This is a genomic window from Roseateles microcysteis, assembly GCF_036880965.1.
GTDB lineage: Bacteria > Pseudomonadota > Gammaproteobacteria > Burkholderiales > Burkholderiaceae_C > JAUASW01.
The window spans coordinates 37,901-64,102 of record NZ_JBAJMV010000001.1; the positions used below are offsets into that span (position 1 = coordinate 37,901).

Consider the following 26,202-nt stretch of genomic DNA (forward strand, 5'->3'; position numbering starts at 1 on the left):
ACTCTATCAGCGGCAACGGCCTGATTCAGCGGCGCTTGAACACCAGGTCCCAGACCCCGTGGCCCAGCTTGATGCCGCGGTTCTCGAACTTGGTCAGCGGGCGGTAGGCCGGCTTTTCGGCGAAGCCTGCACTTCCAGCCTCGGCTGTATTCTGCAAGGCCGGTTCGGCGCTCAATACGTCGAGCATCTGCTGGGCATAGGGCTCCCAGTCGGTGGCGCAATGCAGGTAGCCGCCGGGCGCCAGGTAGTTGACCAGCTTGGCCACAAAAGGCGCCTGGATCAGCCGGCGCTTGTTGTGACGCTTCTTGTGCCACGGGTCGGGGAAGAAGATGTGCATGCCGGCCAGCGAGCCGGGCTGGATCATGTGCTCCAGCACCTCGACGGCGTCGTGCTGGAAGATGCGGATGTTCTCGAGCTTCTGCTCGCCAATCAGCTTCAGGAGCGCGCCCACGCCGGGCTCGTGCACCTCGCAGCCGATGAAATCGACATCGGGCAAGGTCGTGGCGATCTGCGCCGTGGCGGCGCCCATGCCGAAGCCGATCTCGAACACCACCGGCGCGCTGCGGCCGAACAGTTCGGCCGGCTTCACCAGCTCCTGCTTGAAGGGCAAGACGAAGCGCGGGCCCAGCTCGGCCAGCGCACGCGTCTGGCCCGTGCCCATGCGGCCAGGGCGCACGACAAAGCTCTTGATCGGACGATGCTTGGACTTGTCGGTCTCCTCCGGCGGGACGGTAGGGACGGGCTGATCGGACGGGTCGGCAGGCATGGGAACTCGAAAACGGAAACAGGGCCGGCAGTTTAGCCAACCACACCCATGACGATGGGCGTGGCAGCCACGGCCTCGTCAGACAGCAGGCAGGCCTTCTGCACCACAGCCACGGCGCGCTCGGCCGCGGCCTGGTCTGCCGCATGCACCATGGCAATGGGCTCGCCGGCAGCCAGCTGGTCACCGAGATGACGGAAGTTGCTGAAGCCGACACTCATGTCGATGCTGTCGCTGGCCTGGCGACGGCCACCGCCAAGCTCGACGACCGCCAGGCCGATGTCGCGGGTGCTGACCGACTGCAGGAAACCGGCACGCGATGCGGGCACCGGCAGGATCACCGAGGCCTTGGCCAGATAGTTGTCCGGCTTGTCCATCAGATCAACCGGGCCGCCAAGTGCGGCCACCATCTTCGCGAACTTCTCGGCCGCCGCACCGCTGTCCAATGCAGCCTGCAGCTTGATGCGCGCGGCAGCCGTGTCGGTGGCCAGGCCGCCGAGCACCAGCATCTCGGCGCACAGCGCCAGCGTCACCTCATGCAGGCGCGGCTCGCGCGCCTCGCCGCGCAGATAGGCGATCGTCTCGCGGATCTCGATCGCGTTGCCGGCGTCGAAGCCGAGCACCTCGTTCATGTCGGTGATCAGGGCGCGGACCTTCAGGCCAGCGCCGCTGCCGACGGCAACGATGCTCTCCGCCAGCTCCTGCGCCATCTCGCGGGTGTCGCAGAAGGCGCCGTTGCCGCACTTGATGTCCATGGCCAGCCCCTCGAGGCCGGCGGCCAGCTTCTTGGAGAGGATGCTGGCGGTGATCAGCGGCACGCTCTCGACCGTGGCGGTCACGTCGCGCGTGGCGTAAAAGCGCTTGTCAGCCGGGGCCAGGTCGCCCGTCTGGCCAATGATGGCGCAGCCCAGCGTGCGGACGATACGGTCAAAATCTTCTGGCGCCGGCGTGACACGATAGCCGGGTATGGCTTCGAGCTTGTCCACCGTGCCGCCGGTGTGGCCAAGGCCGCGGCCGGCAATCATCGGCACATAGCCACCGCAGGCCGCCACCATGGGCGCCAGCATCAGGCTGACCTTGTCGCCGACGCCGCCGCTGGAATGCTTGTCCAGCACCGGGCCGGGCATGTCGGGCCAGCGCATCACGCGGCCGGAATTCATCATCGCGCGGGTCAAGACGACCGCTTCATCGCGACCCATGCCACGCAGGAACACGGCCATGCCGAGGGCCGCCACCTGGCCTTCGCTCCAACTGCCATCGACCAGGCCGCGCACGAAGTTCTGGATCTGCGCCTCGTTCAGCGCATGACCGTCGCGCTTGGCGCGGATGATTTCTTGGGCCAGCATGGGCAACCTGCTTTTCTCTTCTTCAATAACTGCCAGTGGACGCAGCTGCGGACTGACCCGACAACTGCGCCTCGATGTCGTTCAGCAGGCCGCTGGCGCCGAAGCGGAAACGCCCCGGCTGCACGGCGTCTGCACCCAGCTTGGCGGCGGCGAGCTCGATATAGGCCGCTGCATCGGCCACCGTCCGGATGCCGCCACTGGCCTTGAAGCCGGCGTTGGCGAGGCCACTGGCCTGGATCTCGTGCAGCATCACGGCCGCCGCTTCGAGCGTGGCCGAGACCGGTGTCTTGCCGGTGCTGGTCTTCACAAAATCGGCACCGGCCATCAGTGCCAGGCGCGTGGCCTCGGCGATCAGCTCGGGCGTCTTCAGCTCGCCGCTTTCGATGATCACCTTCAAGGTGAGCGGGCGACTGGCGTGGCGAACCTCGGAGAGGAACTCAGCCACTTCGCTGCCCTCGCCAGCGATCAAGGCCTTGTAGGGCAGCACCACGTCGACCTCATCGCCACCGGCTTGCGCGATGGCTTCGACATCGGCCAACGCGCGGGCGACGTTCAACTCGCCATCGGGGAAGTCGGCCACGGCCGCGACCTTGATGGTCTGGGGCAGCAGCGAGCGGGCCTGCGCCACGAAGCGCGGCCAGACGCAGACGGCTGCCACCGAGCCATGCGCCGTTTGCGCGCGGCGGCACAAGGCCTCGATATCGGAGCTGGTGTCGCCGTCGTTCAGGCTGGTCAGGTCCAGGCATTGCAGCGCCAGGCGCGCTGCTTGCTCAAGCGTTGTCACGATCAGGCCTTCAGCGATTCCAGCTTGGCGAGGCTGCTGATCACAGCGGCCAGGAAGGACGAGGCGCGCTCGCCCGAGGCTTGCGCCTGCTGCAGCGTCAGCGCATGCGTCAACGCCTCGGCAGACAGGCCGGCGGCCATATTGGTCATCAGGGCGAGGCCCATCACGCGCAGGCCGGCATGGCGGGCCAGAATGGTTTCAGGCACGGTGCTCATGCCCACGGCGTCGGCACCCCAGGCGGCAAACATGCGGATCTCGGCCGGCGTCTCGAACTGCGGGCCGACAGCCCAGCAATACGTGCCCTCGCCCAGCATCAGGTTCTGCGCTTGCGCGATCTTCTTGGCGTGCTGGCGCAGCTCGAGGTCGTAGGCCGTGCTCATGTCCACGAAACGCTCGCTGCCGGCTTCGCCGATCAGGGGCGAGCGCTGCGGTGCATTGATGTGATCGGCAATCAGCATCAGGCTGCCCGGCGGCGTGTGCGCGCGCAGCGAGCCCGAGGCATTGGTCTGGATCACGACCTGCACGCCCCAGCGCTTCAGGCTGCGCAAGGCGCCGGCCATGCCGGTGCAGTCGCCGCTCTCATAGGTGTGGGCGCGGCCGCGCAGCATCACCACGGCCTGCTCGCCAATCTTGCCGACGACGATCTCGTTCACATGGCCTTCGACCTTGGGCTGCGGGAAAGCCGACAGCTCGGTGTACGCCAGATGCTTGGCTTCCTGAACATGGCTGACGGCCCCGGCCCAGCCGGAGCCCAGCACCACGGCAACGGCCGGTGCAGCACCGAACAGCGAGTTCAGCTTGGCCACGGTCTCGGCGATCTTGGGTTCGAGGGTCTTGTTGTCGATCATTCTTGTTCTCCTGATGAAGGTGGGCTCAGAGCTTCAGATGCTCGGGGCCGAAACTGAAGGGCAGCAGGTCGTCCAGCGTCCATTGCTGCTGGATGCCGCGCGGGTCGCCGGCGATGATGAACAGGTCCGGCCCGCCGAACTCGCGCAGCTTTTGCCGGCAACCGCCGCAGGGCGTGATGATGTCGGGGCCCGGGCCGGTGACCAGCACCGCCTTGACGCTGCGACCGCCCGCCATCAGCATCGCGCCCAGGGCCGTGGTCTCGGCGCACCAGCCTTGAGGATAGGCGGCGTTTTCAATATTGGCACCCACGTGGATGCGACCCTGCTCGTCCAGCACGGCAGCGCCGACAGCGTACTTCGAGTACGGCGAATGCGAATGCTGGCGTGCGCCCAGCGAGGCGGCCAGCAGTTGCTGCCGCAGCGCGTCAGAGATTTCGAACATCAGCTTTCTTTCAGCGCTCTTTGACGTAGGGGCGGCCCAGCGCCTTGGGCGCGAGTGCCTGCCCGATGAAGCCGGCGAGCAGAATCACCGTCAGCAGATAGGGCAGCGCCTGGATCAGTTGCACCGGCACTTCGCCTCCACCCAATCCAGCGGGCAGCGACACGCCTTGCAAGCGGATGGCCACGGCATCCAGGAAGCCGAACAGCAGGCAGGCAAACATCGTCGGCAGCGGCTTCCACTTGCCGAAGATCATGGCGGCCAGGGCGATGAAGCCGCGACCGGCGGTCATGTTCGGCGAGAACGAAGCATTCTGCGCCAGCACCAGATAGCTGCCGGCCAGGCCGCACAGCAGGCCATTGATCATCAGCGCCGCATAGCGCAACTTGGGCACCGAGACGCCGGCGGCATCGACCATGGCCGGGTTCTCGCCCACCGCGCGCAGGCGCAGGCCCGGCTTGGTGCGCTGCAGGAAGAACCAGACGCCCGCCACGCCTGCAAAAGCCAGGTAGACGAGGATGTTGTGGCTCAGAAGACCATGGCCGATGATGGCGCCGAGCCAGGGGCCCAGTGCATCTGCGGCACCTGCAGGCTCGCTCCAGGCCGGGATCAGGCCGGTGAGGCGCACCGAGCTGTCGACCGGCGGCGTTTGCCCGCCCTGCTGGAACCAGGCGATGCCCAGCACCACGGTCAGGCCGGCGGCCACCATGTTCAGTGCCACGCCCGACACCACCTGATCACCGCGATGGGTGACGCAGGCGAAACCGTGGATCAGCGAGAAGACGCAGGCCACGGCAATCGCGGCCATCAGGCCGAAGCCGGTGGAATGGGTGACGCTACCGACGGCCGCTGCTGCAAAGGCCGCCGCAAGCATCTTGCCTTCCAGGCCGATATCGATCACGCCGGAGCGCTCCGACACCAGGCCGGCCAAGGCGCACAAGAGCAGCGGCGTGGTCACGCGCAGCGTGGAACCCAGCACCGAGCCGATCAGGATTTCATCCATGGGCGGCTCCGTTCTTCCTGTTCTTGAACGCCGTGTAGAGCTTGGCAAACATGGGCGCGCTCACCGCGGCCATCGCGCCGGCGAACAGCACGATCAGGCCTTGCGCCGTCACCACCATTTCGCGGCTGAAGCCGGGCATCTCGAAAGCGACTTCAACACCGCCTTGGTACAGCACGCCAAACAGCAGCGAGGCCAGGATGATGCCGACCGGATGGTTGCGGCCCATCAATGCCACGGCGATGCCGGTGAAGCCGGCGCCGGCAACAAAGTCCAGCGTCAGCTTGCCCTGCACGCCCGAGATCTCGTTCACGCCGACCATGCCCGCCAAGGCGCCCGACAGGCCCATCGCCAGCAGCACCTGCATGCGCGGCTTGATGCCGGCGTAATGGGCGGCGCGCGGCGCGCTGCCGACGGCACGCAAGGCATAGCCGGCACGGCTGCGCCACAGGAACCAGTAGACAAAGGCACTGGCCAGGAGCGCGAGGATCAGGCTCAGGTTCAAGGGCGATGAAGGCAGCTCCACACCGAAGTTCGCAGCCAGCTCGTGCAGGGCCGGCATGCGCGCGGCATCGACGAATTCGGCGCTCTCCACCGCCATGCTGCCGCTCGGCCGCATGTGGTTGACCAGCAGATAGACGTTCAGGCTGCTGGCCAGGAAATTGAACATGATGGTCGTGATGACGATGTGGCTGCCGCGCCAGGCCTGCAGATAGGCCGGAATCGCCGCCCACACCATGCCGAACACCGCAGCGCCCAGCACCAGCAGCGGCAGAATCAGCGGCGCCGGCAACAGCGGGCCCAGGGCCAACGCCATCAGCGCAACGCCGAGGCCGCCAAAGGTGGCCTGGCCTTCACCACCGATATTGAACAAGCCGCCGTGAAAGGCGACCGACACCGCGAGGCCGGTGAAGATGAAGGTGGTGGCGTAGTACAGCGTGTAGCCGATTCCGCGCACGCTGCCGAGCGAACCTTGCAGGAGCATGCTCAGCGCCTGCAGCGGGCTCTGGCCGATCAGGACCACGACAGCCCCGGTGACGAGCAGCGCCACGAACAGGTTCCACATCGGCAGGAGGCCGATGTCGATCCAGCGCGGCAAGGAGATGGCTTGATGGCTCATGCAGCGGCCTCCGCGGCTTCGCTCGCCTGGGCCGCCATCAAGAGGCCCAGCGATTTTTCGTCACACTGATCGATGCCCAGCTCGCCGGTGATGCGGCCGCCGTTCATCACGATCACGCGGTCGGCCAGGGCCAGGATTTCGTCCAGCTCCGAGCTGACCAGCAGCACAGCGCAGCCGGCATCGCGCAAGGCGCGCAGCTGGTTGTGAATGAACTCGATGGCGCCGATGTCCACGCCGCGCGTGGGCTGACCCACCAGCAGAACAGTGGGCGCCTGGCCGATCTCGCGGGCCAGGATCAGCTTCTGCTGGTTGCCGCCAGAGAACTTGCTGGAGCCCAGGTTCTCGTCGCGCGGGCGCACGTCGAAGCGCTCCTGCATCTCGCGGGTCAGCGAACGCATGCGTTGCTGGTCCATGCCCCAGGCCAGCGGCTTGGACGCGTACTGTTGCTGGTAGCCCAGCGCCGCCGTCTCCCAGGCGGGGAAGCTCATCACCATGCCGCAGACGTGGCGGTCTTCCGGCACATGCGCGACTTTCAGCTCACGGGCGCGGCTGGGGTTGAGCCAGTTCGCGGCTGTGAACTTCTGGCCGGCCAGTTGCAGCTCGCCGGCGTCCGGCGCATGCATGCCCGACAACACTTCCAGCAGCTCGCTCTGGCCATTGCCCGAGACGCCAGCCACGCCGACGATCTCGCCTGCCTGAAGTCGCAGCTTGATATCGGAGAGCACGGCCACGCCCTGCTCGTTGCGCAGCGAAATTCCATCGGCCGACAAGCGCAGATCAGCGCCAGGCTTGGCCGCGCCGGCGGTGCGGCCAAGGTTGACCTTGCGGCCCACCATGGCTTCGGCAAGGTCTTCGGGGTTCGTGGAGGCTATGGCGCAGGTCTTGATGACCTGGCCGGCGCGCATCACCGTCACTGCATCGCACAAGGCCATCACTTCCTTGAGCTTGTGCGTGATGATGATGATGGTCGTACCCAGGCTGCGCAGCTTGCGCAGCGTGTCGAACAGCTGCAGCGTTTCCTGCGGCGTCAGCACGGCCGTGGGCTCATCCAGGATCAGGATCCTGGCGCCGCGGTACAAGGCCTTCAGGATTTCCAGGCGCTGCAGCTCGCCCACCGGCAGCTCGCCCACCAGCGCATCGAGCCGCACTTGCAGGCCGGTATCAATCATCAGCTTCTGCAGGCCGGCACGCACTGTCTTGGCGCCAGGTTTCAGCCAGAAGCTGGGCTCGGCGCCGAGCATCACGTTGTCGAGGCAGGAGAGCGTATCGACCAGCATGAAATGCTGATGGACCATGCCGATGCCCAGCGCAATGGCCTGGTGCGAATTGCTGATGGACACGCGATCGCCACGCACCTCGATATGCCCGCCATCCGCCTGGTAGTAGCCATAGAGGATGGCCATCAACGTGCTCTTGCCGGCGCCGTTCTCGCCCACGATCCCATGCACCGTACCCTCGGCCACCGCCAGGCTCACGCCGCGGTTGGCCTGCACGGCGCCAAAGCGCTTGTCGATCTCGCAGAGACGGACCGCAGGATGCAAGGATGGCGCCGAAGCGCCACGAAGGGGTTCAGACATGCCGCGAACGGATCAGTACTTGCAGGCGTTGTCGGCCATGTAGTCGGCCACCTTGATCTTGCCGGCAATGATGTCGGCCTTGTAGGCATCGACCTTGGCCTTGACCGCCGCACTCACCAGCTTGGCGTTGTGCTGGTCCATCGCGTAGTCCACGCCGCCTTCTTTCAAGCCCAGGTTCTGAACGCCGGGCTGGAAGCCCTTCAGGACGTTGTAGACCGCGACGTCCACGCGCTTGACCATGGAGGTCAGCATCGTGCCGGGTTGAATGTGGTTCTGGTTGCTGTCAACGCCGATGGCCAGCTTGCCCGCATCCTTGGCGGCTTGATAGACGCCCGAGCCCGTGCCGCCAGCGGCAGCGAAGACGATGTCCGAGCCCTTGGCGAACTGCGCCTTGGCCAGCTCGCCGCCGCGCGTCGGGTCGTTCCATGCGGTGGACGTGGTACCGGTCATGTTGGAGAAGACCTCGGCCTTGGGATTGGCCGTCTTGACGCCTTGCTCGTAGCCGCACTGGAACTTGCGGATCAGCGGAATGTCCATACCGCCAACGAAGCCGACCTTGCCGGTCTTGCTGCTCAGCACGGCCATGGCGCCGACCAGGAAGCTGCCTTCATGCTCCTTGAACAGTACCGACTGCACATTGGGCGCGACGACAGCTGCATCGATGATGGCGAACTGCGTCTTCGGGAATGCCTTGGCCACCTGCTGCAAGGCCGAAGCCTGTGCGAAGCCAATGGAGATGATGGGGTTGGCGCCACGCTCGGCCATGCGGCGGATCGCCTGCACGCGCTGGGTGTCATTGCTGATCTCGAACTCGAGGTAGTTCTTGCCGGTTTCCTGCTTCCAGCGTTCGACACCGCGGTAGGCCGATTCGTTGAAAGACTTGTCGAACTTGCCACCCATGTCGAAGATCACCGCCGGATCGGCCACCGCGGGCACGCTGGCAATTGCAGACAGGGCCGCCGCGACAACGCCGAGGCTGAACGAGGAAACAAGCTTCATGGGAGTACCGATCAGGCTGTTGTGAAGGTGGGCGCCATTCCCGGCACCCTGCCGCTTTATATCGCGCCCCTGGCCCTTGCCCGAGACTGCTTTGCCGGCATTTTAAGGAGCCGCAGTGTACAAGCAGCCTGCGGGAACTACTAAACGTTTGCGCCCCAGCATTGGCGGGTTTGCGCAAATTTTCTGGGCGCTCATTCCGGGGCGCATTTCGGGGCTCAATGCAAGCACTGTTTCGGGGCACCACCGAAAGCCGGTCCGGGCTTGATTTACATCAGTCAATGAGAATCAGTCTCGTTTAAGATGCCAGAACCGCTGCGGCACAGAACAATGACTCCGACACCCACCCCCACCACCCTCGCTGAAGCACCCGTTGGCGCCGACATGCAGATCGACGCGGTGCAGGCGCCGGCGGAAGCCCCGGAATGGGGGCCCTGGCTGGAGCAGATCGGCTTCGTGCCCGGCGAGCCAGTCCGCCTGATGACGCGTGCCGCCCTGGGTGGCGACCCGCTGGTGGTGCGCATCGGGCATTCGACCTTTGCCCTGCGCAAGGCGGAGGCGGCCTGCATCAGGGTCTCGGCAACTGCCGCCACCTGAAGCGGCATGCAGCAGCACAGCGCCACCATCCATGTCCATCCTGCCGGCCTGCTGCTGGCGCTCGTGGGCAATCCAAACTGCGGCAAGACAGCACTCTTCAATCGCCTGACCGGCAGCCGCCAGAAGGTGGCCAACTACGCCGGCGTGACCGTCGAGCGCAAGGAAGGCCGGATCAAGACCGCCAGCGGCAAGACGCTGCGCCTGCTCGACCTGCCCGGCACCTACAGCCTGTACCCGCGCTCGCCCGACGAGCGCGTGACCTGCGACGTGCTGGCCGGCCGTGCCAAGGGCGAGCGCAAACCCGACCTCGTGGTCTGCGTGCTCGATGCCACCAACCTGCGGCGCAATCTGCGCCTTCTGATGGGCATCCAGCGCCTGGGCCTGCCCTGCGTGGTCGCCCTGAACATGGCCGACCTGGCGGCTCGGCGCGGCATCCATATCGACGCCGAGGCGCTTTCGCGCAGCCTCGGTGTGCCGGTGATCAAGACCGTCGCCACCCACGGCGATGGCATTGCCGAGCTTACCGGCGTGCTGGAGCAGCGCGATCACTGGCGCCCTCTGCAGATCTCGGGGCTCAGCGCCCAGGGCCATGCCGATCAGTCGGACCAGGCCCGCGTCAACAGCATCCTCGGTGAACTGGGCCTGGCCGCACAGAGCAGCGAGCTGCCGAGTGACCGCGTGGACCGCTGGGTTTTGCATCCGGTTTTCGGCCCGGCCCTGCTGGCCGTGCTGCTGTTCCTGCTGTTCCAGGCAGTGTTCAGCTGGGCCGAGCCGCCCAAGGACCTGATCGAGGCAGGCGTTTCCTGGCTGGGCCAGCAAGCCATCACCTTGATGCCCGACAACTGGCTGCGCAGCCTGCTGGTGGACGGCGTCATTGCCGGCGCCGGCGGCGTGCTGGCCTTCCTGCCGCAGATCCTGATCCTGTTCTTCTTCATCCTGGTGCTGGAGGAGTCGGGCTACCTGCCGCGCGCGGCCTACCTGCTGGACCGCATGATGGGCTCGGTGGGCCTGTCGGGCCGCAGCTTCATTCCGCTGCTCTCAAGCTTTGCCTGCGCCATTCCCGGCGTCATGGCCACGCGCTCGATTGCCAACCCGCGCGACCGCCTGGTCACCATCATGATCGCGCCGATGATGACCTGCTCGGCGCGGCTGCCTGTGTATGCCTTGCTCATAGGCGCCTTCGTCCCGCAGCGCGAGCTGCGGGGCGGCATCGAACTGCAAGGCCTGGTGCTGTTCGCGCTCTATTTCGCCGGCATCGTCGGTGCGATGGCAGTGGCCTGGATACTCAAGCGCTTCACCAACGGCTCGCAGACCCGGCCGCTGATGATGGAACTGCCGGCCTACCATTGGCCACAGCCACGGAACATTGCCATCGGCCTGTGGCAACGGGCCGAGATCTTCCTGCGCCGCGTGGGCGGCATCATCCTGGTGCTGACCGTAGCGCTTTGGGCCTTGTCGAGCTTCCCCGGCGCGCCCGAAGGTGCCACCGGGGCGCCGATCCAGTACAGCATTGCCGGCTGGCTGGGCCGCGGCTTGGCGGTGATCTTCGAGCCCATCGGATTCAACTGGCAGATCAGCCTCGCGCTGGTGCCCGGTCTTGCCGCCCGCGAAGTGGCGATCAGTGCACTCGGGACGGTCTATGCACTCTCGGCTGCCTCCGGCGATGCAGCGCAGGCCCTTGGCCCCTTGATCGCGCAGAGCTGGAGCCTGCCCACCGCTTTCTCGCTGCTGGCCTGGTACGTGTTTGCACCGCAATGCCTGGCCACGCTGGCCGCGGTGAAGCGCGAGACCGGCGGCTACCGCATGCCGCTGATCATGGCGGCCTATCTGTTCGGCCTGGCCTACCTGGCGTCCTTCATCACCTACCGTGTGAGCACCTGGCTCCTGGGCTGAAGCGGCTATGCTGCCCGCCTTCGAGGAGACGAGAGGCCATCATGCCCAAGAACAATTTCACCCGCACAGCCCTGACCGGCGCCTGCCTGCTGGCCGCGCTGACACTGGGCGCCACACCTGCCATTCAGGCAGCCACGCCTGTCAACACAGCCGCCAACAAGGCATCAGCCAAGGGCCAGGCCTTCAATCAGCTGAGCCATCAGTTCATCGAAGCGCTGTGGCTGCTTGACCCGGATGCCGCGCTGTATGCCGGCCGCTACGAGCAGGCCGCCAAGCTGCCCCTGCCAGACGCAGCGACGCGAGCACGGCAACTGGCCTTCGCAGAAGACTGGCTCCAGCGATTTGCCAACGTTGACGAAGCGAAGTTGACCGTCAACCAGCGCACCGACCTGGCCCAGCTGCGCAACAAGCTCGAGTCCGACCGCTTCTACCTCGGCAGCTTCCGCGAATTCGAATGGAACCCGGCCGCCTACGGCGTGGCCAGCGCCCTGGACCTGATGCTCAGCACCGACTACGCGCCCCTGCCCACGCGGCTGCGCGCGCTGTCCGAGCGCATCGCCGCAATTCCAGCCTACTACCGCGCCGCCCAGGCCAGCATCAAGAATCCGACCCTGGAGCACACGCAACTGGCCATCCGCCAGGCCCCCGGCAATGTGAGCGTGCTGGACGACGTGGCCAAGGCCGGGCAGTCCGCCAAGGCTTTGAAGCCGGCCGAGAAGGCCCTGCTGGCCGAGCGCATCGCCGCCGCCAAGGGAACCATCCAGGGCCAGATCGACTTCCTCAAGGGCCTGGAGAAGGAGCTCCTCGCCAACCCGGCCAGCGCCCGCTCCTTCCGCATCGGGGCGGCCTTGTACGAACCCAAGTTCAAGCTCGACATCCAGTCCGGCCGCTCGGCAGAACAGACCTACGAAAAGGCCCTGGCCGCGCGCGAGCAACTGCTGGCGCAGATGGACCAGCTCGCCGACCAGCTCTGGGCCAAGACCCTCGGTGATGCGCCCAAGCCCGCCGACCGCACCGCGAAAATCGGCCACGTCATCGCCAAGCTCAGCGAGCGCCACGTGGCCCGCGCCGACTTCTTCAAGGAAATCCGCCGCCAGATCCCAGTGCTGCAGGACTGGGTGGTCAAGCACGACCTGCTGACCATGGATGCGAAGAAGCCGCTGGTGGTGCGCGAAACGCCGGTCTACGCACGCGGTGTGGCTGGTGCCGGCATCGAGGCGCCCGGCCCCTACCGCCCGCAGGACCGCACCTACTACAGCGTCACGCCAATGGACGACATCAGCGACGCTGAGGCCGAGAGCAATCTGCGCGAGTACAACCACTGGATGCTTCAGATCCTCAACATCCACGAAGCCATCCCGGGTCACTACACGCAGCTCGTCTACGCCAACAAGTCACCCTCCCTCGTGAAGGCCTTGTTCGGCAACGGCGCCATGGTGGAAGGCTGGGCCGTCTTCAGTGAACGCCTGATGCTGGAGAGCGGGTACGGCGGCAACGAGCCCGAGATGTGGCTGATGTGGTGCAAGTGGAACCTGCGCAGCGTCACCAACACCATCCTCGACTACAGCGTGCACGTGAAGGGCATCAGCGAGGCCGAGGCCCTGGACATGCTGATCCGCCAGGCCTTCCAGACCGAACAGGAAGCCCGCGAAAAGTGGCGCCGCGTGCAACTCAGCTCCGTGCAACTGACCAGCTACTTCTCAGGCTACAGCGAGATCATGGAGCTGCGCGAAGCCCGCAAGGCCCAGCTCGGCGACAAGTTCAAGGTCAAGGCCTTCAACGAGCAGTTCCTGAGCTACGGGAGTGCGCCGGTGCACGTGATTCGCGAACTGATGATGCAGCGCTGATTGCACTGATCGCAAACAGGCAGGAAAAAGGCCTCGATGAATGAATCATCGAGGCCTTTGAATTTGGTGGGCCGGGGTCTATCGAACATTGGCCGCTAAGCCGCGTATTTCCTAGCTTTCATGAGGAAGGGAGAACTGAGTTACTGTAAAAGTTACTGCATCAGCGCGACGCTTGACCGTCAAGATCAGGAGCAGCAGACGGCTCCAGCCACCACGTCGGACGCACGCTGCTTGGCCAGCCTGTATCGCCTGCAGAAAAATTGACCCATTCGTCTGGCCCGTTGGGGCAATTTCGTATCTCACAGCTACCTTGCACGCGCGTTGCCAGCGGGTCGCGCGCCAAAGCCTCAGCTTCAGTAAATCGACACGCGCTCCGGCGCACTCGGCCAAATTCATTCCGCATCATCCAAAACCAAAATTCTGTAGGGGTGGGCATTGCTCAAGTGTCTGCCTCTGCTGGCTCAGAGGGTGAGCCACGGGGCAGCTTTCACCTGCCCTAGCCTCCACGGCCTGTGTACAGTCGCCGCCATGTGCAATCTCTACAACGTCAGCCCCAAAGAGGAATTCGAGCGCTATGTGCGCAAGCAGTTCCGCATCGGCTGGGAACCCCACACGGTGGGGCCCTTCCAGCATGGCGTTTTCATCCGCACTGGCGCCGCGAACGACATTGAGGCCGTTGACGGGCAGTGGGGAATGATTGCACCCAGGAGCAAGGGCAGACGGCCAGATTCCAGGGCGATTCTTACCAACAACGCGCGCATCGAGTCGATTGCCGAACGCTTCACCTATCGCGACTCATGGAAGGCCGGGCGCCGCTGTCTGATTCCGGCGATCTGGTATCAGGAGCCGAACTGGGAGACTGGCAAAAACATTTGGTGGCGATTGCAGCGCGCAGACGGCGCACCCTGGGCACTGGCTGGCATTTGGTCTGAGTGGACAGATCCAGCGACGGGAGAGATCGTGCCCAACTTCAGCATGATTACTTGCAACTGCGATGGCCATCCTCTGCTTGGACGCCTTCACAAGCCAGATCCAAAGCTGCCCGACGATGCGCAGGACAAGCGTGCCGTTGCCCATATTGGGCGTGAGCAGTGGGAGCAATGGTTTCATGGCTCCACTGACGAAGCTATGGAGCTAATTCACCCGCAGCCGATTGAGGCATTCGATCTGGCCGACGCGCAGCGAACTGACCACGCTCTTGCTGCGAGAACTTGAGCCAGGCACCATGCTGGCCGCGAAGGCCAAAGGTCCCAACCGCAGGCCTATTGCCAGAAGGGTCCGATAGCTCTAAAGACTGTTTCAACGAGCTTGGCCAACACGGCCCGCTACATTTGTATTGCCAAGCGCCCGGCATGTGAGGCGCACGACAGGGAAGCAAAACATGGTATCTCCTGCACTCGGCGCCGCCGGCTTTGTACTGACCGGAATGGGAGCGGCAATCCAAAGCCTATATGGAATAGCCAAGGACCTTAACGACTATTTCGATGAACTCATCGACAAGATGAAGGCTTCGGACAATTTGATGATTGAGCGAACTGGCCGGGTCCTTGAAGGAGTCAAGTACGGTTTTGGCATTGGCTATCTCAGTTCCGTCATCGTCGTCGCCGTTGGCCAACTGCTGCTTGGAAATCAATTGGCCGCAGCGGCGACCGTGGCGACGGCTGCAGTCGCTGCAAATCCAATTGCGATGACATGCGCTGCTTTCGGTGCGATCTATTACGGCTGGGCAGCCCTCAGCGACGAGGAACGCAACGACATCCTGAAGCGAGTTTGCGACGGGCTGCAAGTAGGCGCGGAACTCATAAAGGCCGTGATCGCGTTTGTATTGAACAGTGCGAAGGACTTGCTGAACAGCTCAATCCTGAAAGACCTCGCATCAACCGTCAGCGCTGCGGCCAGCCAGTTTGGCAAGACGCTTGCAGAAATCGCGCACTTGACCAAGGCGATGATGGCCAAAGCTAGTCGGAACGCCGAATCTGCGGCGGGCGCTCCGTCCCAACCTCAGAACGCGCAGTTAGGCCCGGACCGGCAGCCTACGCAGCTGCTCAGGGATTTGATCGAGGCAGATCGAACCTCTCGCGAGCTCCCCGGACACACTGCCTAACCGTCCTGGCCAAGCGCCTTTTGAATTTGCAATTCAGCGGGGGATTTTTTCCATGCGTGAGATGCCTAGTGGTCTGGCCGTCGTGCCATGTAGACATTTGACCCGCCCCCAGGGCCTACATTGCCAACAGGTCAGCGCCGCAGAAAGCCAGGAAACTTCTTCAGCATGTAAGAGGCCAGCTCAGCGTCGCGCCTTTCCTCGCAGTCCAGGATGATGTTCAAGAGCTTGTCGTAAGTACTGCGGTGCATGCCTTTGGGCCGCCGCCAGTTCTCATCAAGTCGGCCTTCAACCTTGCGCTGTTGGCGCCAAGCCCGCGCCATCTCATCATCACATTGGCTGCTGTAGGCAATGCGCCCGCACGGTCTGCACACGAAGCCAACGTTGGCACGCAGGAACAGCACGGCTACCCGGCGCCGGCAGCGCGGGCAAGCAAACCAGGGACGTGTCCCGCCATAGTTGCAGCGCGTGCGAGTCAATGGAACATGCTGCTGCACCGGCGTGCCGCTCATGGTGTAGTTGAGGATTACCGCCTCCTCGTCAGCACGGAAGCCGATGCTGGACGTTTGCTCCCCTGTCTCGGCGTCGCTCCAAACCCATCCGCCGACCCAGCCCGGTCGCAAGCAGCCCTTGCGGTGCCATTGCCGCACGTCGATGCTCAAACAGTTCCCAGACTTCACCTTGTGGGCTGGGCGCCCTGCCCCGTATCGCTGTCCGCCAGACCCCATCGGTACACCTCCACAGATTACGAAATCATTAGCCAGCGCGCTAAGTCCGCGTCATGAAAATGGGGCGCTTGGTTGGTCGATTGGTTTTCAGCCTGCCACCCCACACCCCTGGCAATAATGCAAAGGTGTTCGAATTTCGAGCCATGAGGGCTGCAACGGCACGAACACCAGTTATGGCAACTTTCCCTTTACCAAACAGGAACTTAGCTACGCCAACCACTTTGCCGCCTAGCCCACTTTTCGAAGCGCCACCCCTGGCCTTGGCCCAGACTTCGAACTGAGATCAGCGGGCAACGCTTCGGCCTTCGAATTGATTCGCTTCAATCTTTGGGCCTTGCGTCTGTTTTTCTCCTCGTCTGTCTGCTTGGCATTGGCGTGCGCAGCTCTGACAGCAGCCTCAACTTCACGCAAGGCGGTCCAGGCTTTCCATTCGTGCGTGGGCTTGCAGGCCTTCACTTCCTGCTTGGGCATGTCATAGACCGGCTTGTCGGTGAACCTATAGAGATTGCACAGGCGCCCGCCTGCCGCGATGCCGCCTTGCCGTGTCTTGGCGATCAAGCCCACCGCCTCCAACTCACGCAACACCTTGGCCACAGTGCTGGACGACTTGAAGCCTGCGTGTCTGAGCGTGCTCAGGGTCGCGTCGATATTGCCGTTGTTGGTCTGCTTGAGCTTCACGCGCAGCTGCATATAAAGCGCTCGGGCCGAGAAGCTCAGCGCGAGCCACGCAGGCGAGTAAGCAATCTTCTCGTACAGCCTGGCGTGCGCGCCCATCTCGTCGGTCTGATATGAATCAGCTCGGGCCATGTCTCAGCCCTCCGCGACGTGCAACAAGAAGCGGTAGGCGCCCCACAGGTCCGCCAGCGCCATGCCTGCAAAGTCCGGCCCGAAACCGTACTGTGGAAATCGAGCGGCCAATACTTGCAGCTGGCACAGCCAATGCTCCGGGCCGCTCATGCTGCACGCTCCGGCTTCGCTTCCTCGATCAGCACATATTGGCCAACGCTGTGCGTGACGCCTGCCTCGGTCGTAGCGGGCTTGCGCAGCGTCATGATCTTGTTGCCGTCGTCGCGTAAATCCTTGATGCGCCCGGCCGGGTGATACACGTCCAGGAAGCGCGATGCCTCAAACGTGGTGATTGGGAACTGCCGCAGCGCTTCCAACAGGCGCCGGACTTGAGTGTCTGAGTCGGTGCCCTTAAACTGATCGCGCAAAATCTTGAGGGCCGCTTCCTTTTCGGGGGTGGTCTTTTTTTCGTCCATATAGCCCCCTTACTTACCTTGAGCCTGAAGCCAGGCTTGCACGTCACCTGCCCGGAAGCGCGTACAGCGTGAGCCAAGTTTCACCGACTTCAGTTCTCCGGTCTTGATGCGCTCATAGATGGAAGTTTTCCCCAAGCCAGATAAAGCCTGGACGGTGCGGAGATTGAGCAGCGCGTCATGGATGTTGGCTGCTTGAAGTGGCTGCTCGGTTCTGCGGATGACTTCGCGGCTGTCCGGCGTTCTGCGGGTTGTTTCGGTCATGCTGATCTCGCGTTAATGAACACGAATGCAGTAGACCCATTACGAACCACGACGGAAACGGCACCAAGCAAGCAGAGTAGTTACTGTCCCGGCAGAGTACCCCCCATCAGGTCGTCACTCAGCCTTCTTTCGGGTGTGCTCCCTAATCCAGCGAAGGACAACCAACTCCGTCCGATTGACCTGCTTAGAAATTGCCCTCGCAGCTTGCATCTTTGACGGCCACGATCCGTTGTCGAACAAGGTCAGCGCCTCAGCCTTCAGGCGCCTGTTACCTTCATGTGCCCGGTCCGCGCCTTCCCTCGCCATACGCCACCGCGTAACCCATTCACGTGCTTGCTCCCCACGCTCCAGGAGGCCGAAGAAGTACGACTCTCGTGCTTTTATGGCAAGCGCGCTCGCAGCAAAAGTGTCTCCTCGGTCCAGTGCATCAACGGAAGCAGTTACATGGATTAGCGCCATCACGGCGTCGAACATCTCCAGGGCTGGAGTGATCTTGAACTCGGCCCCCCACTCCTCGACCAGCTCTGAAGTCAGGTGCTCCACATCCGCCCAAGAGCCGAACGCGTCTAGCTCCAAGGTTTGAGCCTGGATCAGAGTGATTTGCGACGGGCAGCACTCATCTTCCTCGTCTGCGTCCTCAGAGAGCAATTCTGCGTCTGCGGCCATGTCGGCGAGTAGATTTTCAAGTATGGCTACGCAGGCACGCACTGCATCAACGCTTATGCGCCAGTCCCCGAGGTTTAACCAAGCATCTCGATTGATCTTCCAAAGGAAATATCGGAGTGGATAGTCTGCGCGGCGAGTCCATTCAGAACTGTCTCCTTCAACGCCGAAGAATGGTTCATGCCTCAGCGTTAGGTATTGCTGTGCATGGTGCGGGTAGTACTCATTACGAAAATCAGAAAACATGCGCGCCCCCAGCACCCCTGAGTGAATCGCTGCGCCAGCCCGTCAGGGAAACGGGTTTTCGGGGATCAGCCTAGGCGCGGCGAAACCTAACTCTATGCGTGCTTGAACGGCAGCACCTCGGCACCTACCCGCAGCTTGTCCAGGTGGTCCGCCCAAACCTGAAGCATCTGCCGCCGCTGCGCTAGAAACTCAGTGCGGTTATAGGCGCGACCCAAGCTGTCCTTGACTGCGTGCGCCAGCTGGGCCTCGATCACCGCTTCGGGAACATGCAGGCGCTCGGCCAGCATCGTGCGAGCCATCGCCCGGAAGCCGTGGCCGGTCATTTCGTCCTTGGGAAAGCCCATGCGGCGTAGCGCTGACAGCACGGCGTTATCACTCATAGGACGCTCGCCAGTACGCGGGCTTGGGAACACGAACCGACCATGCCCCGTTAGCGGCTGCAGGTCGCGCAGTATCTCCACCGCTTGGGTGGCCAGCGGCACCATATGCGGCACGCCATTGGCCTTGCCTGCCTTGCTGCGCTTCATGCGCTCGGCCGGGATCTTCCACTCAGCGGCGTCCAAGTCGATTTCGGACCATTCAGCTTTGCGCAACTCGCCCGGCCTCACAAACACCAGCGGAGCCAGCTTCAGTGCCGCCCGAGTGGTGGGCATGCCCTCATAGTCGTGAATGGCGCGGAGCAGCTGCCCGACTCGCTTGGGGTCGGTAATGGCAGCGCGGTGCGTAACGTCGACAGGCGTTAAGGCGTCCTTGAGGTCCGCAGCATGGTCCCGCCCGCACTTGCCCTCCGCGATGCCGAACCGGAACACCTGCCCGCACGCTTGCTTGATCCGGTGGGCAGTTTCAATCGCGCCGCGAGCCTCAACCCGGCGCAGGCAGGCCAACAAGTCAGGCGCCTTCACGTCCGCGATGGGCATGCGTCCAATCCAAGGGAACACGTCCTGCTCCAGCCTGATCCTGGTCCGTTCAGCATGGCCGGCGCTGACTTTGTTCTCGTGGATGGTCTTGAGCCACAACCGCGCTACAGCCTCAAACGAGTCAAGCGGGGGCAGCCCGGCATCGGCACGCTCGGCTTCCTGACGCTCACGCAATTGCTGGTCCTTGGCTTCCTTGCGGACGCTGCTTGGATCTATACCTGCACTCACAAGCTTGCGTGCCTCGTCGGCCTTTGAACGGGCAAGCGCCAAGCTTGTGTCGGGGTAGGTTCCCAGGCTCAGTGTCTTGCGCTTGCCACCGAAGCTGTAATCGAAGCGCCAGCCGTGCGAGCCACCCTTGACGAACAACAAGAGGTACAGCCCTGCCCCGTCGTTCATGCGCCTGCGCTCGTCGCCGGCCTTGATGGCCTTCAGGGTGGTGTCGCCAGGGATCAGGTTGCGCGCCATGCAGTAACTTTCTCTATCCAGACAGCCCGATTGTGCGGTTACTGCGGAAGTTACTGCAACTTATGCCCGGTCGTCCCCGGAAGTTACTGCACGACAGCGGACAAAGAAAAAGGCCCAAGTCGTTGATTTACTTGGGCCTTTCGATTGTTCGCGAACTATTACGAACCATTTATTGGTGGAGCCGGGGGGAATTGAACCCCCGTCCGTCAGCCATCACCGGGCAGATCTACATGCTTAGCCTTCTGATTTGAATCTCGCGGTCAACTCGCGCATGGGCACGCTAGCTTTCCCGCCAGTCACTAAATCTCGTCCCTCGCCGAGTGACCCGGCGAGGAACCAGCCAATGTGAGTGACTTCTCAGCTTTCCGTCTTGCGACTTGAGCCCGGCCCATTGGCCAACCGTTGAGAAGCTCAACTGCAATTAAGCAGCGAGTGCGAACGTAGAGTCGTTTGCAGTTACTTTGTTTCCAGATGGATTTACGAGGTGACTGGTCCTCGGCATGCCCCACTCCGGATCCGCACCCACGTCGAAACCTGGTCGGCCCCAGAAGACTTAGATTATGCCAGCCAGGCGAAGTTCAAGACCCGGCGCAAGAAATTGATCATCTCGAGGGGAATAATACCCTGGAAGCGCACCTCATCTCACTGCGCCTGCAGCCATGCCAGCAGCTGCGCCGGCGTATCGACGATCAGGTCTGCACCCCAGTCTTCAATGGCTTCACCCTGCCCCAGGTAGCCCCAGGACACGGCGACCGTGAACATGCCGGCGGCGCGGCCGGCCAGGATGTCCCGATGGTCATCGCCGACGTAGACGCAATGCTCAGGCGCCACGCCGGCGCGGCGAGCCGCCTCCAGCAGCGGCGCAGGATGCGGCTTGGTGTGCGGCGTGCTATCGCCGCCGACGACGGCCGCTGCTCGCACAGCCAGCCCAAGGCCCGCTGTCAGCGGCAGCGCGAAGCGCTCGGATTTGTTGGTCACGATGCCCCAGGCGAGTCCGGCATGGCTCAGCGCGTCCAGCAATTCAGGGACACCAGCAAAAACCTGGGTCTCCTGTAACAAACGCAATTCGTAGCGATCAAAGAACTCCGCCCTGAGTGCCCCGAAGCGGGGATCCTGAGGCGCGACCTGGAAGGCCAGGCCCATCATGCCGCGCGCGCCAGCCCCCACCATGGGCCGCAGAAACTCGAGCGGCAAGGCCGGCAAGCCGCGAGCGACCAGCATTTCGTTGGTAGCACCGGCAAGATCGGGGGCACTGTCGACCAGCGTTCCGTCGAGGTCGAACAGCACAGTGCGAATCTCGGCGGCCTGGGCGGGCCGAGAGCTCTCCATCACCGCGCTCATGCCGGCTTGCGCAGGGCGATCAGGTAGTTGACGTCCGTATCCGTGCCCAGCGCGTAGTGCTGGGTCAGCGGATTGAAGGTCAGCCCCTTGCTGCTGTGCAGGTCCAGCCCGGCATCGCGGCAGTACTGCGCCAACTCCGAGGGCTTGATGAAGCGGGCGTATTCATGCGTGCCCGCAGGCAGCATCTTCAAGACGTATTCCGCGCCGACGATGGCCAGCATGAAGGACTTCAGGTTGCGGTTCAGCGTGGACATGAACACCCAACCGCCCGGCTTGACCAAAGTGGCGCAGGCCTGCACCACCGAGGCCGGGTCGGGCACATGCTCCAGCATCTCCATGCAGGTGACCACATCGAAACTGGCGGGTTGCTCGGCGGCGAGTGCCTCAACCGCCACTTCGCGGTAGTCCACGCCTTCAGTGCCGGCTTCCATGGCATGCAGCTGGGCCACCTTCAGCGGCTTCGTCGAGAGGTCAATGCCCAGCACCTGGGCGCCCTTGCGCGCCATGGAGTCGGCCAGGATGCCGCCGCCGCAGCCCACGTCCAGCGCGCGCAGGCCGGCGAGCGGGCACAGGCCGTCTATCCAGGCAAGGCGCAAGGGGTTGATCTGATGGAGCGGCTTGAACTCGCTCTCGGTATCCCACCAGCGGTGGGCCAGCTCGCCGAATTTGGCCAGCTCTTGGGGGTCGGCATTGATCGTCATGGCGGGCGCAATCGTATAGCGAATGGGCAATAAAAAACCCCGCCGGAGCGGGGTTCTTGGGAGATCGATGCACCACCTTGAGGTGATGCAGTCTCTTGCTTAGCGGTTGCGCGTGCCAACCACTTCGATTTCGACGCGGCGGTTCTTGGCGCGGCCTTCGGTGGTCTTGTTGTCGGCCACAGGCTGCTTCTCGCCCTTGCCTTCGGTGTAGACGCGGTTCTTCTCGACGCCCAGGCCCGTCAGGAATGCCTTGACGGCTTCCGAACGACGCACCGACAGCTTCTGGTTGTACTCGTCGCTGCCAACGCTGTCGGTGTGGCCGACGGCGATGATCACTTCGAGGTTGATGCCCTTGGTCTTGCTGACCAGGTCTTCCAGCTTGGCCTTGGCTTCGGGCTTCAGGACAGCCTTGTCGAAGTCGAAGAAAGCGTCAGCCGCGAAGGTGACCTTTTCGCTGACCGGTGCCGGCGGGGCAACAGGAGCGGCCTTCGGAGCGGGGGCAGGAGCGGGAGCCGGTGCGGGGGCAGGAGCCGGTGCAGGTGCCGGTGCGGCCACTGGCTTGGGCTTCACAGCGCCGTCGCAATCCTTGGCGGCGGTGGCAGGCGTCCAGAAACCATTGCGCCAGCAGTGTTCGTTGGTGCCGTTCTTCCAGACGGAGCCGTCGGTGGCGCGCCAGTTATCGATCACCTGCGGTGCCGAGGCTTGAGCGAATGCACCGGAGCTGGCGACAAGAGCGACTGCGAACAGCGACGCCACGCGATTCAATTTCTTCATGATTCTCCTCTCAAGGAATGCCGCAGTTGCCCTGCGAGAACGCCCATACACGGGGATTGAAACCTAAGAAGAAAACCGAACATGCGGGTTTCTCCCAGGGATCAAACGATTGTGCCATAGGGCACTTGACCGTCCGCATTGTGGCGCCCTGCTGCAGGGCGGTACTGCACCAATGTTGCGCAGGTACTACAGCGTCACGCGAATAGAATAAACGCTTCCGAATCCATAGCATCTCGGCCCACCTGCGAAGGTGCGAGCCGCGCCCAGCGCATGACCCAGTTCGCCAAGGAAACACTGCCCATCAGCCTCGAAGAGGAGATGCGCCGCTCGTACCTCGACTACGCCATGAGCGTGATCGTGGGACGGGCACTGCCCGATGCCCGTGACGGCCTGAAGCCGGTTCACAGGCGCGTGCTGTTCGCAATGAACGAGATGGGCAACACCTACAACGCCAAGTACCGCAAGTCGGCACAGGCGGTCGGTGAGACCATGGGTAAATACCACCCGCACGGCGACTCGGCGATTTACGACACCATCGTGCGCATGGCGCAGCCATTCAGCCTGCGCCACATGCTGATCGACGGCCAGGGCAATTTCGGTTCCATCGACGGCGATAACGCCGCGGCGATGCGATACACCGAAATCCGCCTCGACAAGATTGCCCACGAATTGCTGGCCGATATCGACAAGGAAACCGTCGACTTCGGCCCCAACTACGACGGCAGCCACAAGGAACCGCTGGTCCTGCCGACGCGACTGCCGAATCTGCTGGTCAATGGCTCATCGGGTATTGCCGTGGGCATGGCCACCAATATCCCGCCGCACAACCTGAACGAGGTTGTCGATGCCTGCCTGCACTCGCTGAAGAACCCGGATTGCTCGATCGACGAGCTGATGGAAATCATCCCGGCACCCGACTTCCCGACTGCCGGCATCATCTACGGCATCAATGGCGTGCGCGATGGTTACCGCACCGGCCGCGGCAAGGTAGTGATGCGCGCCAAGGTGCACTTCGAGGACATCGACAAGGGCGCGCGACAGGCCATCATCGTTGACGAGATCCCGTATCAGGTCAACAAGAAGACGCTGCTGGAGCGCATTGCCGAGCTGGTTCACGAGAAGAAGATCGAGGGTATCAGCCACATCCAGGACGAGTCGGACAAGTCCGGCATGCGCGTCGTCATCGAGTTGAAGCGCGGCGAAGTGCCCGAGGTTGTCTTGAACAACCTCTACAAGCAGACCCAGCTGCAAGACAGCTTCGGCATGAACATGGTGGCGCTGATCGACGGTCAGCCCAAGCTGTGCAACCTGAAGGACCTGATCACGGTCTTCCTAGAACACCGCCGCGAAGTGGTCACGCGCCGCACGATTTTCGAGCTGCGCAAGGCCCGCGAGCGCGGCCATGTGCTGGAAGGCCTGGCCGTCGCGCTGGCCAATATCGACGAGTTCATCGAGACGATCAAGACTTCGCCGACGCCGCCCGTGGCCAAGGCCGCCCTGATGAGCAAGAGCTGGGATTCGTCGCTGGTGCGCGAAATGCTCAGCCGCGCCGAAGGTGGCAGCTCGGCCTACCGCCCGGAGGGCTTGCCCGCCGCCTATGGCATGCAGGACGACGGCCTCTACCGCCTGTCGGACGACCAGGCCAGCGAAATCCTGCAGATGCGCCTGCAGCGCCTGACCGGCCTGGAGCAGGACAAGATCGTCGCCGAGTACAAGGAAGTGATGTCGCAGATCGCCGATCTGCTGGACATCCTGGCCACGCCGGCCCGCGTCACCACCATCATCAGCGAAGAGCTGGTGCAGGTGAAGCTCGAGTTCGGCCAGACCAAGCTCGGCGCCCGCCGCAGCGTGATCGAGCACAACGCGCAGGAGCTTGGCACCGAAGACCTGATCACGCCCACCGACATGGTCGTGACGCTCTCGCACACTGGCTACATCAAGAGCCAGGCACTGAGCGAGTACCGCGCCCAGAAGCGCGGTGGCCGCGGCAAGCAGGCCACGCAGACCAAGGAAGACGACTGGGTCGATCAGCTCTTCATCGCCAACACGCACGACTGGATCCTGTGCTTCTCCAACCGCGGCCGCGTCTACTGGCTGAAGGTCTGGGAAGTGCCGCAGGGTTCGCGCAATTCGCGCGGCAAGCCCATCGTCAACATGTTCCCACTGCAGCAGGAAGAAAAGATCACCGTCGTGCTGCCGCTCACCGGCGAGTTCCGCAGCTTCCCTGAAGATCACTTCATCTTCATGGCCACCGCCATGGGTACGGTCAAGAAGACCTCCTTGAAGGACTTCAGCAACCCGCGCAAGGCCGGCATCATTTCGGTGGACCTGGATGAAGGCGACCACCTGATCGGTGCGGCGCTGACCGACGGCAAGCACGACGTGATGCTGTTCAGCGACGGCGGCAAGGCCGTGCGCTTTGACGAAGACGATGTTCGCCCGATGGGCCGCACCGCCCGCGGTGTGCGCGGCATGATGCTGGAACCCGATCAGCGCCTGATCGCGATGCTGGTGGCGGAAGACGAAAACCAGAGCGTGCTCACCGCCACCGAGAATGGCTACGGCAAGCGCACCGCCATCACCGAATACACCCGCCACGGCCGCGGCACCAAGGGCATGATCGCTATCCAGCAGAGCGAGCGCAATGGCCGCGTGGTGGCCGCCACGCTGGTGCACCCTGATGACGAAATCATGCTGATCACCGACAAGGGCGTGCTGGTGCGCACCCGCGTCTCCGAGATCCGCGAGCTGGGCCGTGCCACGCAAGGCGTGACCCTGATCGCGCTGGACGATGGCGCGAAGCTGTCGGGCCTGCAGCGCATCGTCGAGAACGACGCGAACGAGCAGAGCAATGAGGCCGAAGGCGGCGACCTTGAGCAAGGCGACCAGGCCGGCGACGACAACTCCACCAAGGAATGAACGTGATCACCAAGAACAAGCTGGCCGCGCTGGCCCTCGCCTCCTGTGCCGTCTTGGCGCAGGCGCAGACGGCCGCTTCGGCGCCGCAGATCTCGCCGGCCAAGAAGGAGCTGATCACCCGACTGTTGACCATTCAGACCGCCAACGCCGAAGGCATGGCCCGCAACCTGGCTGGCGCACCCCTCGGCCCGATGGCGCAGGAAGTGCGCATCGCGATGCAGCAGGTACCAGCCGAGAAGCGGGAAGCCGCGGCCAAGGCCATTGAAAACGACGTCAACAAGTTCGGCGAGGAAGCGACTCGCATGATCAAGGAGCGCATCTTGAAGCTGGCGCCCGAGGTGGTCAGTCCGATCCTGGATGCCCGCTTCAGCGAAGACGAGCTGCGCCAGATCTTGGCCTGGCTGGAGTCTCCGGTGGCCAAGAAGTTCGACTCCGTCAGTCCAGAAATGGGCCGAGCCCTGCAAGGCAAGGTGATGCAGGACCTGGGCCCGGCGCTGGACGCCCGACTCAACACGCTGCGCGGGGGCATCGTCAAGCACCTGGGCCTGACGCCACCATCCAGCTCGGGCACGCCCGCCGCCAGCAAGCCCCCAGCCAAGAAGTAATTCAGCCAA

At 63.5% G+C, this 26,202-nt stretch carries 26 protein-coding genes and 1 other RNA gene; 7 read left to right on the plus strand and 20 right to left on the minus strand.

Going from position 1 to position 26,202, the window contains the following annotated elements; all coding sequences use genetic code 11:
* Positions 1-25 precede the first annotated feature (25 nt).
* From trmB to V3596_RS00200, 9 genes are read right to left on the minus strand one after another with little or no spacing between them, the layout of a single operon-like run.
* Positions 26-766, minus strand: coding sequence for a tRNA (guanosine(46)-N7)-methyltransferase TrmB (gene trmB, locus V3596_RS00160; RefSeq protein ID WP_334275555.1), 741 nt, complete (start codon positions 764-766; stop codon positions 26-28).
* Between the two features lie 32 nt (positions 767-798).
* The gene (gene deoA, locus V3596_RS00165) at positions 799-2,109 is read right to left on the minus strand and encodes a thymidine phosphorylase (protein ID WP_334275556.1); all 1,311 of its coding nucleotides are present in this window, start codon (positions 2,107-2,109) and stop codon (positions 799-801) included.
* 22 nt (positions 2,110-2,131) lie between these two features.
* Positions 2,132-2,893 (minus strand): deoxyribose-phosphate aldolase, encoded by a 762-nt coding sequence (gene deoC / locus V3596_RS00170; protein ID WP_334275557.1) that lies wholly within the window; start codon positions 2,891-2,893, stop codon positions 2,132-2,134.
* Positions 2,894-2,895: 2 nt separating this feature from the next.
* Positions 2,896-3,741: a purine-nucleoside phosphorylase gene (locus tag V3596_RS00175; protein WP_334275558.1), complete on the minus strand. Its 846-nt coding sequence runs from the start codon at positions 3,739-3,741 to the stop codon at positions 2,896-2,898.
* 25 nt (positions 3,742-3,766) lie between these two features.
* Positions 3,767-4,183, minus strand: a complete 417-nt coding sequence (gene cdd, locus V3596_RS00180) for a cytidine deaminase (protein ID WP_334275559.1) — start codon at positions 4,181-4,183, stop codon at positions 3,767-3,769.
* A 10-nt stretch (positions 4,184-4,193) separates the two neighbouring features.
* Positions 4,194-5,183, minus strand: coding sequence for an ABC transporter permease (locus V3596_RS00185; RefSeq protein WP_334275561.1), 990 nt, complete (start codon positions 5,181-5,183; stop codon positions 4,194-4,196).
* Positions 5,176-6,300 (minus strand): ABC transporter permease, encoded by a 1,125-nt coding sequence (locus V3596_RS00190; protein ID WP_334275562.1) that lies wholly within the window; start codon positions 6,298-6,300, stop codon positions 5,176-5,178. Before V3596_RS00190 ends, V3596_RS00185 begins: the two co-directional genes overlap by 8 nt.
* Positions 6,297-7,877: an ABC transporter ATP-binding protein gene (locus V3596_RS00195; protein ID WP_334275563.1), complete on the minus strand. Its 1,581-nt coding sequence runs from the start codon at positions 7,875-7,877 to the stop codon at positions 6,297-6,299. Before V3596_RS00195 ends, V3596_RS00190 begins: the two co-directional genes overlap by 4 nt.
* Before the next feature lie 12 nt (positions 7,878-7,889).
* Positions 7,890-8,876, minus strand: coding sequence for a BMP family lipoprotein (locus V3596_RS00200; protein WP_334275564.1), 987 nt, complete (start codon positions 8,874-8,876; stop codon positions 7,890-7,892).
* A gap of 327 nt (positions 8,877-9,203) precedes the next feature.
* Between V3596_RS00200 and V3596_RS00205 the strand changes: the two genes are divergently transcribed.
* From V3596_RS00205 to V3596_RS00225, 5 genes are all read left to right on the plus strand, one after another.
* Positions 9,204-9,470, plus strand: a complete 267-nt coding sequence (locus tag V3596_RS00205; protein WP_334275565.1) for a FeoA family protein — start codon at positions 9,204-9,206, stop codon at positions 9,468-9,470.
* A gap of 6 nt (positions 9,471-9,476) precedes the next feature.
* Positions 9,477-11,363: a ferrous iron transporter B gene (feoB, locus tag V3596_RS00210; RefSeq protein ID WP_334275566.1), complete on the plus strand. Its 1,887-nt coding sequence runs from the start codon at positions 9,477-9,479 to the stop codon at positions 11,361-11,363.
* Positions 11,364-11,404: 41 nt separating this feature from the next.
* Positions 11,405-13,210 carry a DUF885 domain-containing protein gene (locus V3596_RS00215; RefSeq protein WP_334275567.1) on the plus strand — a complete coding sequence of 602 codons (1,806 nt, stop codon included), beginning with the start codon at positions 11,405-11,407 and terminating at the stop codon, positions 13,208-13,210.
* Positions 13,211-13,738: 528 nt separating this feature from the next.
* Positions 13,739-14,425, plus strand: coding sequence for an SOS response-associated peptidase (locus tag V3596_RS00220; RefSeq protein ID WP_334275568.1), 687 nt, complete (start codon positions 13,739-13,741; stop codon positions 14,423-14,425).
* A 166-nt stretch (positions 14,426-14,591) separates the two neighbouring features.
* Positions 14,592-15,314 (plus strand): hypothetical protein, encoded by a 723-nt coding sequence (locus V3596_RS00225; protein ID WP_334275569.1) that lies wholly within the window; start codon positions 14,592-14,594, stop codon positions 15,312-15,314.
* Between the two features lie 131 nt (positions 15,315-15,445).
* On the opposite strand, the gene V3596_RS00230 is transcribed toward V3596_RS00225, so the two are convergent.
* The 11 genes from V3596_RS00230 to ompA form a co-directional block, all read right to left on the minus strand.
* The gene (locus tag V3596_RS00230; RefSeq protein WP_334275570.1) at positions 15,446-15,973 is read right to left on the minus strand and encodes a hypothetical protein; all 528 of its coding nucleotides are present in this window, start codon (positions 15,971-15,973) and stop codon (positions 15,446-15,448) included.
* Between the two features lie 294 nt (positions 15,974-16,267).
* Entirely contained in the window at positions 16,268-16,846 is a 579-nt protein-coding gene (locus V3596_RS00235; RefSeq protein ID WP_334275571.1) for a hypothetical protein, read from the minus strand.
* A gap of 3 nt (positions 16,847-16,849) precedes the next feature.
* Positions 16,850-16,996 (minus strand): hypothetical protein, encoded by a 147-nt coding sequence (locus V3596_RS00240; RefSeq protein ID WP_334275572.1) that lies wholly within the window; start codon positions 16,994-16,996, stop codon positions 16,850-16,852.
* Positions 16,993-17,301: a helix-turn-helix domain-containing protein gene (locus V3596_RS00245; RefSeq protein WP_334275573.1), complete on the minus strand. Its 309-nt coding sequence runs from the start codon at positions 17,299-17,301 to the stop codon at positions 16,993-16,995. Before V3596_RS00245 ends, V3596_RS00240 begins: the two co-directional genes overlap by 4 nt.
* Positions 17,302-17,310: 9 nt before the next feature.
* The gene (locus V3596_RS00250) at positions 17,311-17,562 is read right to left on the minus strand and encodes a helix-turn-helix transcriptional regulator (protein ID WP_334275574.1); all 252 of its coding nucleotides are present in this window, start codon (positions 17,560-17,562) and stop codon (positions 17,311-17,313) included.
* Positions 17,563-17,676: 114 nt separating this feature from the next.
* A complete protein-coding gene (locus V3596_RS00255) occupies positions 17,677-18,471 on the minus strand; it encodes a hypothetical protein (protein ID WP_334275575.1) in 795 nt (264 codons plus the stop codon).
* Between the two features lie 92 nt (positions 18,472-18,563).
* Positions 18,564-19,853, minus strand: a complete 1,290-nt coding sequence (locus V3596_RS00260) for a tyrosine-type recombinase/integrase (RefSeq protein ID WP_334275576.1) — start codon at positions 19,851-19,853, stop codon at positions 18,564-18,566.
* Between the two features lie 173 nt (positions 19,854-20,026).
* Positions 20,027-20,399, minus strand: a transfer-messenger RNA (tmRNA) gene (ssrA, locus tag V3596_RS00265).
* Between the two features lie 96 nt (positions 20,400-20,495).
* The gene (gene gph / locus V3596_RS00270; protein ID WP_334275577.1) at positions 20,496-21,194 is read right to left on the minus strand and encodes a phosphoglycolate phosphatase; all 699 of its coding nucleotides are present in this window, start codon (positions 21,192-21,194) and stop codon (positions 20,496-20,498) included.
* On the minus strand, positions 21,191-21,895 hold the full coding sequence (ubiG, locus tag V3596_RS00275) for a bifunctional 2-polyprenyl-6-hydroxyphenol methylase/3-demethylubiquinol 3-O-methyltransferase UbiG (protein WP_334275578.1): 705 nt from the start codon (positions 21,893-21,895) through the stop codon (positions 21,191-21,193). The genes gph and ubiG overlap by 4 nt, the downstream gene beginning before the upstream one ends.
* A gap of 99 nt (positions 21,896-21,994) precedes the next feature.
* Positions 21,995-22,669 (minus strand): outer membrane protein OmpA, encoded by a 675-nt coding sequence (gene ompA / locus V3596_RS00280; protein WP_334275579.1) that lies wholly within the window; start codon positions 22,667-22,669, stop codon positions 21,995-21,997.
* 270 nt (positions 22,670-22,939) lie between these two features.
* Here ompA and gyrA point away from each other — a divergent pair, with 270 nt between their 5' ends.
* Together gyrA and V3596_RS00290 are read left to right on the plus strand one after the other, a co-directional pair.
* Positions 22,940-25,588: a DNA gyrase subunit A gene (gene gyrA / locus V3596_RS00285; protein WP_334275580.1), complete on the plus strand. Its 2,649-nt coding sequence runs from the start codon at positions 22,940-22,942 to the stop codon at positions 25,586-25,588.
* Positions 25,585-26,193 carry a DUF2059 domain-containing protein gene (locus V3596_RS00290; RefSeq protein WP_334275581.1) on the plus strand — a complete coding sequence of 203 codons (609 nt, stop codon included), beginning with the start codon at positions 25,585-25,587 and terminating at the stop codon, positions 26,191-26,193. The genes gyrA and V3596_RS00290 overlap by 4 nt, the downstream gene beginning before the upstream one ends.
* Positions 26,194-26,202 lie beyond the last annotated feature (9 nt).